This is a genomic window from Microbulbifer maximicatervae (SeqCode), assembly GCF_052468295.1.
Genome location: NZ_CP174340.1, coordinates 4,783,402 through 4,797,963 on the forward strand (window position 1 = coordinate 4,783,402; position 14,562 = coordinate 4,797,963).

Below are 14,562 nucleotides of genomic sequence, written 5' to 3' on the forward strand. Positions count from 1 at the left end.
GTGCTCCTATGGGCGTTGTGTTGGGAATTTCCCTCTTTAACGAGGGCGATAAGTTTTACCGGGAAAAAGCACAGGTCGAGGGCTTACCTGTAGCGAAAGCTGTGACCATTGAGGATCTACACCCAGTACTTACTCGCTGCATAGAAGAAGGCGGGCACAACTATCGAGTAAACCGCCTGGAATCGGGTGAGCTGGAAATTGCCGAGCTACTTGAGGATTGTGAGCCCTACCGGATCGATGCTTTCCGTTATCAGCTTCGCCGAAAGGGCGACGCTATCGTTATCCGCTCTACTTACAAAGACGATTCCTTGTACTTTCATCTGGCTTGCCGTGCAGCCAGTGGGCAGAGAGTTAAGATAGATTTCCACGGCGAGCACCCGTTTTATAACTATGACTCCATAGCGGAATACCAGGGTGGTAACTACCATCTGGCCAATTTCTTTGACCTTCAATATTTGCCCGGTTATATCGAAGAGCACTGCCGGCGATTTATTCACTGCCCGGAGTACTGGTCTTTTACCTTCTTTATCCCGTATTTGGGCAAGGTAGAGCTGAATAACCACACTTCCGATCCAGAACAGCCTCTCTACCACCTCGATTTCTATTGCCCGGAGCGCAAGCTAAAAATCTTCCAGTCGGCGCTTGAGAGAGAAGGCTCTTACTATTTTCGTGACGCTATCTCGGCAGAAAAGCTGGTGCAATTACTTGAAGATATGGCGACAGAACTGCTGCCAGAGCTGCAAGAAGCGGGTGTTAAGTCTTGCTTGAGCTGCTTTGAAGCTATCCATCAAGCCTACAGTGAAATTGAGAGCACCATTGAGACGGATGACAGTCTTGCCTCAGTTGCGGAGGATCTTGTTGGGTACCAACAGAGTATCTGCGGCAGACCTGTCCAATACGAAGTCACTGAAAATGCAGATGGGTCTATTACTGTGCAGGCCTACTATTTTCAGCCGCCCATAGGTTACAACTATACGATTAGTGCTGAGGATATCGCAGGGTGCCATATCTATTTGGATAAGCTGCACGATTTAGATTTTTATGAGCAGATGTGTATAGCTATTGCCAGGCATCTATGCCCGACGATGCCAACCGTTGAAGACTTGGATGAAGTGACGATCTACTATCGCAGGGACACCGATAGACAGCTGATTTCCAGCCTGCTTGAAGGTTCGGATATAACGCCGATATTGGTTCAGGTGAAATAAAAAAGGGGAGGTTAAACCTCCCCGCAACTGCGGTTTCCCGCCCGTGAGACCAAATTATGGATTGTAGAATTCGCCGTTCTTGCGCAGGTAGAACCAGTAGTTAACCACCAGGCAAACCGCGTAGAAGATAGCAATGCCTGCCAGAGCGTATTCCGGGGTGGTGGCTTTGATCTGCTCGCCGAAGACCTTGGGAATATAGAAGGCACCGTAGGCGGCAACTGCTGAAGTCCATCCCAATACCGGGCCTGCCTGCTCTTTCGGGAACACCATGGCGATGGTGCGGAAGGTAGAGCCATTGCCGATACCGGTAGCGGCGAACAGCACCAGGAACAGCAGGAAGAAGGGCAGGAAGAACTCTTCCGGAGTGGCTGAGCCGTAGGCGGCCTTCATGTAGTAAGCCACACCCAGGGCACTACCCACCATGATTGCAGCACAGATTTGGGTAACCAGGGCTCCGCCGATGCGGTCGGAGATCCAACCACCTACCGGGCGAATCAGGGCGCCGATAAACGGACCCATCCAGGCGTACATCAGGGCGCTGGGGCCATTGTTGTTGATGGTATCGTGAGTCATAACCCCGTCCACCATCACGTGGCTGTATCCGAAGATCACCTTGATAGCCAGGGGGAAGGCCGCTGCGAAACCGATAAAGCTGCCGAAGGTCATGGTGTAAATGACACTCATCACCCAGGTGTGCTTGTTGTTGAAGATACGGTACTGACGCTGCAAGCTGGTTTTAATCTCACCGGGCAGCAGCTTCAAGCCGAACACGGTAGCGGCGATTACCAGTACCAGAACGATTTCCTTGGGCACACCCCAGCCTGAACCGTTAGCCGCTTCGGGAAGCAACAGCCACAGACCTGTGATTGCGGTGAAGAGGCCGATTCCCAACATCATGGTCATCTTCAACATCGCGCCGATAGAGCTGCCCACATCCGGGGTGACTTCGTCGGTGCGCAGGTTGTTCATACCGAACCAACCTACAAAGGCCAGTGGAATCAGGAACAGCAGCCATACAAAACCGGCATTTTGAATCCACGCTTCAGAACCGGCTGGTACTTTGCCAATCAGGGAGCCAGAGCTGCTCACCAGGGTCATGGGGTCGCCGCCGGCAGCGCCGAAGGCACCGAAGGTCATAAACAGCGGTACCAGGATCTGCATGGTGGTAACACCGAAGTTACCCAAGCCCGCATTCAGGCCAAGCGCCAACCCTTGTTTTTCCTTGGGGAAAAAGAAGCTGATATTGGACATGGAAGAGGCGAAGTTACCACCGCCAATACCTGACAGCAGAGCCAGCAGCTGGAATACCCACAATGGGGTCTCAGGATTTTGCAAGGCGATACCCGTGCCCAGGGCAGGGACCATCAATAGGGCCGTGGTAAAGACAATGGTGTTGCGCCCACCGAACAATCGAATAAAGAAACTACTGGGTATTCGAAGAGTAGCACCGGTGAGGCCGGCAATTGCCATCAGGGTAAACAGATCGGCTTTGGCAATGGGGAAGCCAAGGTTGAGCATTTGAACGGTAATAATGCCCCAGTAGAGCCACACGGCGAAGCCGCACAGCAAACTGGGAATGGATATCCACAAATTCCGGTTTGCGATTTTTTTGCCCTTGGACTGCCAGAACTTGCTGTCCTCTGGGGCCCACTCGTAGATGTCAGACACGGCGGCCACTCCTCCTCGAAATGATTCGTCCGGCCACTATGGGCCGGGGCTTATCCCTGCTCAATTACCAACAGTAAGTAACCCCTTTGCCCCCGCGCGTAATAGCTACCCATTTGGGGGTAAGCGCAGGCACTGAGCCCTGTGTTAAAGTCACTGTTCAGAATTAGTACAACTTACAGCAATGAAGCAGGACACCCCATGACTTCTTCTGCCACGGTAATGATGGTTGATGACCATCCTCTGTTTCGTAAAGGTCTCAAGCAATTGTTTGCTATGGAGCCCAGCTTGGAGTTGGTAGCCGAGGCCAGTAGCGGGGAGGAAGCGCTGGAGCTGGCCAAACAGCACGAGCCGGACCTTATTCTATTGGACCTGAATATGCGCGGTATGGACGGGCTGGATACCCTGCGGGCAATGCGTGCAGCCGATGTAGCCTCACGTATCGTGATACTCACTGTTTCCGATAACAACGCGGACGTAGTTTCCTGTATTCGTGCCGGTGCCGATGGTTACCTGCTCAAGGATATGGAACCGGAAGATATTCTCGATCAGGTTATCCAGGCCACACACGGCAAGCTCGCTATCAGCCAGCGCCTTACCGAGATCCTCGCCTCCGCTCTGCGTAAGCCGGACAATTCCGGTGCGGATACCCTGTCGACGCTCACCAGTCGCGAATATCAGATCTTGCAATTGATCGCCGATGGCCTCAGTAACAAGTTAATCGCCCGTGAATTGGATATCAGTGATGCCACTGTAAAGGTTCACGTTAAACACTTATTGAAAAAGTTGGGTATGCGCTCCCGGGTGGAAGCCGCTGTGTGGATGGTTAATCAAAAGCGACCGGAATCGCAAAACCGCAGCCACTGATTTTTCCCAACTACAAAGGAATGAAGTAAGAGATATTGTCCATGCCCACTATCGACTGCTGTAGCCAACCGGGCCTGATGCCCATCGAAAGCGCCCGCGAAAAACTTCTTGAGGCACTGAGCCCAATCAGTGGCACTGAGACTTTGCCCCTGGCACAAGCCGCCGGTCGAGTATTGGCTGAGGATGTTATCTCCACAGTAAACCTACCGCCCTGCGACAATTCCGCAATGGACGGTTACGCCCTGCGCTTTGAAGACCTGGCCAGTGGCTTGCCGCTGGAACTGATCGGCAAATCTTTTGCCGGTGCACCTTTTGACGGTGTGGTGAACCCCGGCACTTGCGTGCGCATTATGACAGGAGCCGCAGTACCGGCCGGTGCAGATACGGTAGTGATGCAGGAAAATGTCGATGCCCAGGGGGAGTCGATACGAATAAATTGTGAAGTTCGCGCTGGCGACCATGTTCGCCGCTGCGGTGAAGACGTGGCTGAAGGAGCTAGCCTGCTCAAGGACGGAGAGAGCATCAGCGTTCCACATATTGCCCTGCTCGCCGCTGCCGGTGTGGGCACAGTGACTGTAGTGCGCAAACCGGTAATCGCACTTTTCTCCACCGGCGATGAATTGCGCCAGCCTGGCGACGCCCTGGGTAAGGGCGATATCTACGATAGCAATCGCATTGCCCTGTTATCAGCCCTGGACCAGCTGGACCTGGATATTTTGGATTTGGGTATATTGCCCGATAACAAACAGGCTATTACCAATGCCTTGCAGCGTGCTTCCGAAGAGGCCGATGCTATTATCACCTCCGGTGGAGTCTCCGTTGGCGAAGCGGATTACACCCGTGAAGTGTTGGAAGAACTGGGAGAGATCGGCTTCTGGAAAGTGGCGATGAAGCCCGGCAAACCTTTTGCATTTGGTTTCCTACAGGGAACGCCCTTCTTCGGCCTACCCGGCAACCCGGTTTCCGCCCTGGTAACTTTCTACCAACTGGCCGTGCCCGCCTTGAATGTGATGAAAGGCGATCAGTGGACTGGCCCGCAGACCTTGCAGGCAAAACTGTTAAAACCCCTGAAGAAAAAGCCCGGCCGTACCGATTTCCAGCGGGGTGTATATCGCAGTGATGAAAACGGGATATTGGTAGTAGAACCGGTTGGTACCCAGGGGAGCCATATTCTTTCCGGCCTGGCTGCTGCTAACTGCTTTATCGTTTTAGCGCGAGAGAGTGGCAGTGTAGAGGCTGGGGAGCAGGTGGTGATTGAGCCTTTGAGGGTGCCGTTGGGGTAGGGGAGTGGCCCCTGCCCAAAACTGCGGATTGATGGGAGTTTCTGTATACCTGTAGACACAAATTACCTGTGTCTAGATTATTTTACAGCATTATATTCTCGGAAACGCTCCCTGGACTATTAGCAATAGTAAAATATTAAGAGGGGTGAGTTTAGGGAGTAACTTAGCCAATCAAGCCCAATTATCTCTATGAGATAGTCGATATCTGTACCAAATTTCTGGACGGGGAGTCTTTTTATTGCTTTTAACCGTTGCCGACCGTTAGTTTGGAAGCCCTAAAATCCCAGCGCTTTATATCAGGCCACTTTGCTCGTTCAGCATCTCCTCGGCCATGGCTTAGAATGAGCTTATGGATTGGGGCTCTTGCAAGTAGAGCTTAAGAGAGTCATAGAGTATTTCGTATCAGGAGCAATCAGTTAAATTAATGATGGTTGCCACGCCTATAAAACTAGGAACGTCTATTAGGTTATCAGCCTTCCCTTAGCCCTCTTGACCTGACTAATATTGCAGGTCAGTTTTCCAATCGAATATCAATTAATTGGCTTTTGGTACGGTCTGCAAGGCGCTGACTCAGCCAGGATAGCCACTTCCTCAATTTTCCCCTATTCTCTCAACAAGAATAATGGCGGAACCTGACATGATTGATCAAATATTAACCTTGAAGCAGGTCGCAGAATATTTACAGCTTGCGGAAAAGACCGCATACCGGCTTGCAGCGGAGGGAAAACTCCCAGGCTTCAAGGTAGGGGGAAGCTGGAGATTTAAGCAGTCAGATCTAGAAAAGTGGATCGAACTACAAAAGCAGAATATCAACGAGGACAATAAGTGAGCTTTAAATTAACCTTGGGCAAATTAGAGAACCTACTACTCACCGCTTGTGACGATCTGCGTGGCAGTATGGATGCTACCGAATATAAAGAATACATATTCGGTATGCTGTTTCTCAAACGTGCCAGCGACCTGTTTGACCAACGTCAGGAAGAAATCCGGGCAGAACTGGCCGCCGAAGGCATGGATGCGGAAGATATTGAAATTGAGCTGAATGACTCAGACCGCTACTCAGGCAAGTACTTTTTCGTACCCGAACGTGCTCGCTGGAACCAAGGCTGGGATGAAGAAGTTATTGAAGATGGCGAAACTAAAACCGTCCATCACCCCGCACTCAAACACGTTAAAGAAAACGTCGGCACCACATTAAACAAAGCCTTAGAAGCGATTGAAGATGCCAACCCCGATGCCCTGCAAGATGTACTCAAAGGCATCAACTTCAACCGCAAGATCGGTCAGCGCACCTTAGACGATGACACCCTAGCCGACTTTGTATTGAACTTTGAAAAGATCCCCCTCAAAGATGAAGACTTTGAATTCCCCGACCTACTGGGCGCGGCCTACGAATGGCTGATTAAGTACTTTGCCGACTCTGCCGGTAAAAAAGCCGGTGAGTTCTATACCCCCGAAGAAGTGGTGCGCATCTGTGTCGAAATCTGCGACCCGGAGGAAGGTATGAGCGTCTATGACCCCACCGTGGGTTCGGGCGGTATGCTAATCCAAATGCGTGACTACTTACGTGAAAATGGTGGAGATGCCAGCGAGCTATCTCTCAATGGCCAGGAAAAAATCGGCACTACCTGGTCGATATGTAAGATGAATATGCTGCTCCATGGCATTTCCCATGCCGATATTCGCCAACAGGATACTATTCGTGAGCCGCAACACTTAGGCGAAGACAATGAACTAAAACGCTTTGACCGAGTACTGGCCAATCCACCATTTAGCCAAAACTACATCAAGAAGGACTTGAAATTCCCCGGTCGCTTCCCGGTGATGATGCCTGAGAAAGGCAAAAAAGCTGATTTGATGTTTGTGCAACACATGTTATCGGTACTTAAACATAACGGCCGCCTGGCCTCTGTTATGCCCCACGGCGTACTCTTCCGCAGTGGTGAAGAGCGGGATGCCCGCAAGCACTTTATCGAGCACGGCTATTTAGAAGCCATTATCGGCTTACCCAGCAACTTATTTTACGGCACCGGCATCCCCGCCTGTATTCTCGTGATGAATAAGGCCGGTGCGGCTGAACGTGATCATGTACTGTTTATCAATGCCGATCGTGAGTACCGAGAAGGTAAGGCACAAAACCACCTACGCCCGGAAGACATTGATAAAATCATCCATGCCTACCGCTCTGGTGAAGACATTCCCGCTTACGCGAGAAAAGTACCTAAGGCAGAAATAGCCGCTGAAGATTACAACTGCAACATCCGCCGCTATGTGGATAACGCCCCACCACCTGAACCCCACGATGTTCGCGCCCACCTGCACGGCGGCGTGCCTTTGGTCGAAGTTGATAGCTTAGAGCACTTTTGGTCTAACTACCCCGGCCTGCGAGACGACTGTTTTATTCCAAAGGATGAAATCTACGTAGACCTCGCGCCAGCCATTAGTGAAAAACGAGCCATTGCGGAGTTCGTCGCCAATCATCCCGGCGTGGTGAACCGTCACCAGGCGTTGATGCAACAGCTGGAAGCCTGGTGGCAAGGCAGCTTGCCTTTAGTTGAAGCCGTTGCGGCAGACCCTGAGAATCAGCACGAAAATGCAGGCAATGTGTATATGATGCGCAGCGCCATGCTCGATAACATCGAAAAGGAACTTGCTGGGCAACACCTGCTTACCCCCTCACAAGTGCGTGGTGCATTTGCCAATTATATCGCCATACTAAAAGCAGACTTTAAGTCGATAGCCGCCAGCGGTTGGGGGCCAGAGCTAATCCCAGATAATGAAATACTGCTAAGCCAATACCCTGATGTACTCGAAGAGCTAGAGAGGACACAAGCCAGACTGGCGGAACTGCAAGCGCTCTTTGCAGCCGCCAGCGGAGAAGACTTTGAAGACACCGAAGAAACTGGCGTATTACCCGGTGAAGACGTCAAAAGTAAGAAAGACGAACTCAAAGCTGCCAATGCCGATTGGAAAGCACAGCTAAAAGCCGTGAAAGACCTAGCGGGCAATATTTTCGCCGAAATTAAAGTAGCGGAGTTACTACCCAAGGGCACCAAGAAAGGCGTTTATTGCAGTGAAGGCCTTACGCAGAAAGACCCACAGTTCGATAATGGTCAAAGGATTTTAGATTTAGCAACTGAAGTGGGCTTGCAATCTGAATACTCGGAGCAACTCAGCGAAGCAACAAACCAAGGTAAGCTAAGCCTCGAACGCGCCCAATCCATTACCGAAAGCCTAGAACGCCATAAAGTGTTGGAGGATGAAGTCAAAGCCCTCAAAGCCACTATTAAAGGCATCGAAAATAAGCGGGATGAATTGGTAGAAAGTGCCCGCGAGAAGATTACTAACGATGAAGCCCGTACCGTCATTATTGAGCGCTTAAAACAAACGCTACTGAATATCTATCAAGCTTACTTGCGGGCAGATCAACGCGCCTGTATTAAAGCTATCGAAAACCTATGGAGTAAATACGCAGTAACTGCAAAAACTATTGAAGCTGAACGTGATACTGCATCAGAACAATTACAGGCATTTATGGTAGGGCTAGGTTATGAAGAGGCAGCCCAATGAGTATTGCTGAAAACTGGAATACTAAACATATTGGCGGCTATCTAAAGCTTCTATCAGGCTTTCCTTTTCCATCAAAAAACTTCTCTGACGATGAGGGTTTTCCTTTAATTAGAATTAGAGATATTGTCGATTCAAGGGTTGAGACCTACTACCAAGGACCGTTTCTCCCAACCTATATAATCAAGGAAGGAGATATTCTAATCGGAATGGATGGCGACTTTAATATTGCCAAATGGCGAAATCAGGACGCCCTTCTAAATCAGCGAGTGCTAAAGATCGATGTAACAGATAGCGATCAATTGGATCTTGAATTTATATACTATTGGCTTCAGCCCTATATTAAGAAAGTCAATGATCTCACTGCTGCAACAACAGTAAAACACTTATCAACAAAAGATCTCATTAGGGCAAAAGATAATGTACCTGACATATTGCCCCAACGCAGAATAGGGAAAATTCTAGGCAAGCTCGACCAAACCATCGAAAAAACCGAAGCCCTAATTGAAAAGTATCAACAAATCAAAGCGGGCTTAATGCACGACCTATTTACCCGTGGCATCACCGCCGATGGCAAACTCCGCCCCACCAGAGAACAAGCGCCAGAACTGTATCAAGAAACTCCGATTGGCTGGATTCCGAAAGCATGGAATCATGAAGCTATTGAATCTTTAAAAGAATCTCTAGTCGATGGGCCATTCGGTTCAAATTTGAAGACAGAGCATTATATAAATGACCCGGAAGCGAGAGTAGTCCGACTTCAGAACATTCAGGCTACAGCATATAACGATCGTGATAAAGCATTTGTATCCTTTAAACACGCAAATACTCTTTTAAGAAACAAGGTTTCTAGTGGCGATATTTTAATTGCAGGCCTTGGCGAAGAAAGGTACCCAGTTGGCAGAGCTTGTCTATACCCAGAATCATTACCCCCCGCGATAAACAAAGCTGACTGCTTTAGACTGCGTTGCAATCAACAAAAAATGATCAACCCCTACATGATGTATTTCCTTAACACATCAGCATCCAGGATCCAGATCAGAAAATATGAGCAAGGTGTTACACGACCAAGAATCAATTTAGGTAACATGAAAAAAATTGTCGCCCCTATGCCAGATCTGAATGAACAGAAGTTAGTTGTAGAGAGACTTAATAAGGCGCAGGATGTTATCAACAGCGAAACTTCCAAACTAAACAAGTTAATTAAAGAAAAGCATGGGCTAATGCGTGACCTCCTTACAGGAATAGTACCTGTGAAGATAGAAGAACCAGAGGCTGCCTATGTCTGAATACACGGAAGTTGAGCAGCCGTTTCTACAACAGCTTGAAGGGCTGAAGTGGCTTTGTGTCGACCAAGGTCAAGAAATCCCACAAGATCCAAGTAAAAGTCTGCGTCAAAACTTTCGTCAATGGATTCTGCCCGAGATCTTCAATACCGCCGTATCCAGTATTAATAAAACCAATACTGGCGATGAATGGCTAAGCAAGAAACAGCTGCAAGATTTGCACGATCAGATCACGCGCCAGCCAAACCGTACCTTGCTAGAGGCGAATGAAGCTATTCAAAAGCTGTTATTCAAGGCACAGGTTGACGTCAACGAAGTGACCGGCGAACAAGACCCGGTGGTTAAGCTGATTGATTTCGCCAACCCAGAAAACAACACTTTTCATGCCATCAATCAATTCCGTATCGATACACCGGGCTGCGTAAAGCAATTTATCATTCCGGATATTGTGTTATTTGTTAACGGCATCCCCTTGATTGTAGTGGAATGTAAAAAAGGTGGGCCGAATTGCGCCAACCCCATGCCGGAAGCCTTTGAGCAATTACAGCGCTACGTGAATCAGCGTAAGGCGACTCAGCAACAAGGCTTAAAAGAAGGCGAGCCCAAGCTATTCCATACCTCCATGATGCTGATTCGCACCTGTGGATTAGAGGCAGATTACGGCACCTTTACCTCAGGCATCGAACACTTCTTCCCTTGGAAAACTCAGTGGCCCAATGGCGACACCACTGCCGAAGGAATGAATCAGCAAGAGCAGCTAATTAATGGCATGCTCAACAAAACCAATCTATTAAGCATACTACGCAGCTCCACAGTGTTTATGGATACTGACGGTGGCCCACGCATTAAGGTCATTTGTCGTTACCAGCAATTCCGCGCCGCCAATAAGATCATTGAGCGTTTACGGCATGGCGAAACAGCCGCCGATAAAAGCGGCGTCGTTTGGCATACTCAAGGCTCCGGTAAGAGCTTAACCATGGTGTTTGTGGCACGCATGTTACGCAGCTCTAAAGATCTCAATGACTACAAAATTCTGCTCATCAATGACCGGGTAGACCTTGAAGATCAGCTTGCCGAGACGGCGACGATTATTGGTGGCAGAGTTAATACGATTGAAAGCACTCAGACGCTGCGCCGCGATCTGGCGACCGACAGCTCCGACATTAATATGGTCATGGTGCATAAATTTCAGCAACGGGAAGAAAATCTTCCCCTTAAAGTCGCTGAAGCACTGGGCACCTATCAGGCAATGCCATCAGGTCAAACCTTTGGAGTCGTCAACGATTCTGCACGTATCGTGCTAATGATTGACGAAGCACACCGTACTCAAGGCTCTGATCTCGGCGATAACATTTTTGAAGCCTTCCCAAATGCCGCCCGCATTGCTTTTACTGGTACACCATTAATAACCGAGCGCCATGGTGAGAAGAAAACACATAAACGCTTTGGTGAGTATATTGATACTTACCGTTTAATGGATGCGGTCAATGACGGGGCTACCCTGCAAATTCTCTACGAAGGCCGCACAGCAGACTCCGCCCTGAATGATAAGCATGGCTTTGAAACCGAGTTCGAAAACCTCTTTAAAGACCGCTCAGAAGAAGAACTGTTAGCCATTAAGAAAAAGTATGGTGCTACTGGGGATATTCTTGAAGCCGAGGAGCGCATTAAGGCCATCGCTAAAGATATGGTCAATCATTATCTGGAGCAGATATTCCCCAATGGGTTTAAGGCCCAAGTGGTTTGCCACTCAAAGTTAGCCGCCGTTCGCTATCAAAAAGCGATTATGGATGAGCTACAAAGTCGAGTAGAAGCACTGAAGGCAGAGCCTGAACCCAATGAAGAGCTGATCAGTAAAATCCGTTTTCTAAAAGCCGCTGTAGTGATTTCCGGTGATGGAACCAATGAAGCAGCCTATATCACGGAAACGAGAAAACAAGCCAAAGCCTGGAATGCAGTCGACAACTTTTGCCGTTCGTTTGATTACGATGATCCTGACAAGGCCTACAGCGGTATCGCCTTTTTAATCGTCTGCGATATGTTACTCACCGGCTTTGATGCGCCGATTGAGCAAGTGATGTATATCGACAAGAAAATCAAAGAGCATACACTGCTACAGGCCATCGCTCGTACCAACCGCATCAAGAAAGGGAAAAAGCGCGGCTATATTGTCGACTACATTGGCTTGACAGAAAACCTGACCGAAGCCCTAACCTTGTATGCTGCCGCCGATGAGCAACAGGAATTAGCCCAAGGCCTGAAAAGCATTACCTCTGAAATGCCGGTACTGGAAGAGCGCTATCAACGGCTATTGCAGCTGTTCGCTGAAAACAACATTGAGCAGGTCGAAGAATTCGTTCAGGGAAATTTAGCCAATGTTGAAGCTGATGCAGCTGTCGTGCACGACGCAGTGAAACTACTCAAAGATGAAAAGCTTCGCGCTGACTTTGACGTGTATTTGAAAAAGTTTCTGATGAGCATGGACATTATCCTCCCTCATCAAGCGGCTCATCCTTACCGAATTCCAGCCAAGCGATTCGGTTATATTCTCCGTGTCGCCAAAGAACGCTATAAAGACAATAGCCTGAGCCTGGGTGATGCGGGAGAGAAGGTTAAGGACTTAATTAATGAGCACCTAATCAGCCTGGGCATCAACCCTAAAGTTGCTCCGGTTGAACTGTTAGCCGACGATTTTATCGAAAACCTCAACAGACACGCAGGCGGCAACGCAGAGGCTAAAGCCAGCGAAATGGAACATGCTATTAGAAAGCACTGCACCGTCCACAATGATGAAGACCCAGCCTTCTATAAAAGCCTCTCGGAGAAAGTCGAAAACCTAATTGATCGGCACCAGGATGACTGGGAGAAGCTGGCCGAAGAGCTTGAAAAACTACGAGGCGAAGCGATAGAGGGGCGTAAAACTGGCGAAGAAGGCATGAGCAAAGAGGCTACTACCTTCTATGAGCACATTGCCAATGAAGCCTTTAAAGGTGGCAAGGTACCTTCTGATGCTAAAGAAAAAATGAAGGCTCTTATGGAGGCCATTGTAGATACCCTGCAAGACAGTATTGGCAGCATCGACTTTTGGAATAATGCAGACAAGCAAAAACAAACCCGCAGCAAAGTAAAAACCGCTCTAACCTTAACGGGTATTGCAGAGCTGAAAAAGAACAGAGAACGGGTTGCCATTGAAATCATGAAACTGGCCAAAAACAGACATGATGAACTCATCAAAGGCACTAGCGGAGGCAACGCATGATGAACGCTAGAAGAGTACGAGATATCGACTATCAATTAATGCCCGGCACTAATCGCTCAACCACAGATATCGTTATAGAGCGCAATGGCTCGGTTGTTGTACGCCCCCCTGAAAACTTCAGCGAAGAACAAGTCGATGCCGTTGTCGAAAGCAAACGAATGTGGATCTACCGCAATCTTGCCGAATGGCGAGACTTGAATGCTACAGCTGTTGTCCGAGAGTGGGTAAATGGCGAGACTTTTCTCTACCTGGGGAGGTCTTATCGACTCTCTCTTGTTTCTGATCAAATCTGTGACATTAAGCTGCATGAAGGAAGATTTTGCCTAAATCGTACGCTTATCGATGTTGGAGGTATAGAAGCTGCCAAGCGAGCCTTCGAGCAGTACTACACGGTAAAGGGCATGAAGCGAATTCAAGATAGAGTGGAACTTTTTGCTCCAAAAGTAGGAGTTAGTCCAACTTCAGTAAGAGTGAAGGATTTAGGCTACCGCTGGGCTAGTTGTTCGAAAGCTAATGCTCTCTCTTTTCATTGGAAATGTATGATGGCACCACTTAAGATAATCGATTACATAGTTGTTCATGAACTTTGTCATATTCATGTGAAAAATCATTCAGATAGTTTTTGGAATGAGGTGGATAAAGTTATTCCAGACTATAAAGCACGAAAAAATTGGCTTAAAAATAATGGGGCTAGTCTAGACCTATAGTGAGTGTTTTAATTTTTCTGTTGCACATTGCATGCGAATTAGCTGTTGATTTTTTTTATATATCTTCTTCAGTACATTCAAAATTACAAATTAATAATTCATATTTACTTCCGTTTTACTCTACTTAAGCTTTCTATTTGCCTTCCATGAGCTTAAGTATGCTTCGCTATTTTGGCTTCTTGTACTGTCTTAGCTCGAATACGTACGAATCGAACCTGAGTTTGAATGAAGCCTGGGGGTTGGCCATATACAAAGAAGCCCGCATAAGCGCGTAGCGTGCGTGAGGATTAGCTTCGCACTTTGGGCTCGCTGCTCCGCGGCAGCTAGGCTGCCTCCGAGTTGAACCTGAGTTCGAATGAAGGCTGGGAATGAGCCATATACAAAAAAGCCCGCAAAAGCGGGCGGATAGTGTGCTGGAGGATGAGCTTCGCCCTTTGGGCTCGCTGCTCTACGGCAGCTTTGCTGCCTCCGAGTCGAACCTGAGTTCGAAAACGAAGCCTGGGAGTGAGCCATATACAAGAAAGCCCGCATAAGCGGGTGGTATGCGTGAGGATTAGCTTCGCCCTTTGGGCTCGCTGCTCTACGGCAGCTTTGCTGCCTCCGAGTCGAACCTGAGTTCGAACAAAACCCTGGGAGTTAACCATATACAAAAAAGCCCGCATAAGCGGGTGGTGTGCGTGAGGATTAGCTTCGCCCTTTGGGCTCGCTGCTCTACGGCAG

9 protein-coding genes are annotated in these 14,562 nt (G+C 48.7%); 8 read left to right on the top strand and 1 reads right to left on the bottom strand.

Features of this window, described 5'->3' with window-relative positions; translation table 11 throughout:
• The first annotated feature begins 8 nt into the window (after window positions 1-8).
• The gene (locus tag ACJJIQ_RS21220; RefSeq protein WP_445362969.1) at window positions 9-1,208 is read left to right on the top strand and encodes a hypothetical protein; all 1,200 of its coding nucleotides are present in this window, start codon (window positions 9-11) and stop codon (window positions 1,206-1,208) included.
• A 54-nt stretch (window positions 1,209-1,262) separates the two neighbouring features.
• Here ACJJIQ_RS21220 and ACJJIQ_RS21225 read toward each other — a convergent pair whose 3' ends face one another.
• Entirely contained in the window at window positions 1,263-2,876 is a 1,614-nt protein-coding gene (locus tag ACJJIQ_RS21225) for an MFS transporter (protein WP_444918765.1), read from the bottom strand.
• Window positions 2,877-3,074: 198 nt separating this feature from the next.
• Between ACJJIQ_RS21225 and narL the strand changes: the two genes are divergently transcribed.
• The 7 genes from narL to ACJJIQ_RS21260 all read left to right on the top strand — a co-directional run bounded on the left by narL (window position 3,075) and on the right by ACJJIQ_RS21260 (window position 13,842).
• Window positions 3,075-3,740 (top strand): two-component system response regulator NarL, encoded by a 666-nt coding sequence (gene narL / locus ACJJIQ_RS21230; protein ID WP_108731363.1) that lies wholly within the window; start codon window positions 3,075-3,077, stop codon window positions 3,738-3,740.
• Window positions 3,741-3,781: 41 nt separating this feature from the next.
• A complete protein-coding gene (gene moeA / locus ACJJIQ_RS21235; protein ID WP_445362970.1) occupies window positions 3,782-5,023 on the top strand; it encodes a molybdopterin molybdotransferase MoeA in 1,242 nt (413 codons plus the stop codon).
• Window positions 5,024-5,660: 637 nt separating this feature from the next.
• The gene (mads1, locus tag ACJJIQ_RS21240) at window positions 5,661-5,852 is read left to right on the top strand and encodes a methylation-associated defense system helix-turn-helix domain-containing protein MAD1 (protein ID WP_108735118.1); all 192 of its coding nucleotides are present in this window, start codon (window positions 5,661-5,663) and stop codon (window positions 5,850-5,852) included.
• Window positions 5,849-8,593, top strand: coding sequence for a class I SAM-dependent DNA methyltransferase (locus ACJJIQ_RS21245; protein WP_445362971.1), 2,745 nt, complete (start codon window positions 5,849-5,851; stop codon window positions 8,591-8,593). Before mads1 ends, ACJJIQ_RS21245 begins: the two co-directional genes overlap by 4 nt.
• Window positions 8,590-9,879: a restriction endonuclease subunit S gene (locus tag ACJJIQ_RS21250; RefSeq protein ID WP_445362972.1), complete on the top strand. Its 1,290-nt coding sequence runs from the start codon at window positions 8,590-8,592 to the stop codon at window positions 9,877-9,879. The genes ACJJIQ_RS21245 and ACJJIQ_RS21250 overlap by 4 nt, the downstream gene beginning before the upstream one ends.
• A complete protein-coding gene (locus ACJJIQ_RS21255; RefSeq protein ID WP_445362973.1) occupies window positions 9,872-13,135 on the top strand; it encodes a type I restriction endonuclease subunit R in 3,264 nt (1,087 codons plus the stop codon). Before ACJJIQ_RS21250 ends, ACJJIQ_RS21255 begins: the two co-directional genes overlap by 8 nt.
• The gene (locus tag ACJJIQ_RS21260; RefSeq protein WP_445362974.1) at window positions 13,132-13,842 is read left to right on the top strand and encodes a M48 family metallopeptidase; all 711 of its coding nucleotides are present in this window, start codon (window positions 13,132-13,134) and stop codon (window positions 13,840-13,842) included. Before ACJJIQ_RS21255 ends, ACJJIQ_RS21260 begins: the two co-directional genes overlap by 4 nt.
• The last annotated feature ends 720 nt before the right edge of the window (window positions 13,843-14,562 follow it).

What these genes read in the sequence shown, in the direction of transcription:
- ACJJIQ_RS21220 (WP_445362969.1), top strand. Translation starts at nt 9, where the DNA reads ATGGGCGTTGTGTTGGGAATTTCCCTCTTTAACGAGGGCGATAAGTTT.
- narL (WP_108731363.1), top strand. Translation starts at nt 3,075, where the DNA reads ATGACTTCTTCTGCCACGGTAATGATGGTTGATGACCATCCTCTGTTT.
- moeA (WP_445362970.1), top strand. Translation starts at nt 3,782, where the DNA reads ATGCCCACTATCGACTGCTGTAGCCAACCGGGCCTGATGCCCATCGAA.
- mads1 (WP_108735118.1), top strand. Translation starts at nt 5,661, where the DNA reads ATGATTGATCAAATATTAACCTTGAAGCAGGTCGCAGAATATTTACAG.
- ACJJIQ_RS21250 (WP_445362972.1), top strand. Translation starts at nt 8,590, where the DNA reads ATGAGTATTGCTGAAAACTGGAATACTAAACATATTGGCGGCTATCTA.
- ACJJIQ_RS21255 (WP_445362973.1), top strand. Translation starts at nt 9,872, where the DNA reads ATGTCTGAATACACGGAAGTTGAGCAGCCGTTTCTACAACAGCTTGAA.
- ACJJIQ_RS21260 (WP_445362974.1), top strand. Translation starts at nt 13,132, where the DNA reads ATGATGAACGCTAGAAGAGTACGAGATATCGACTATCAATTAATGCCC.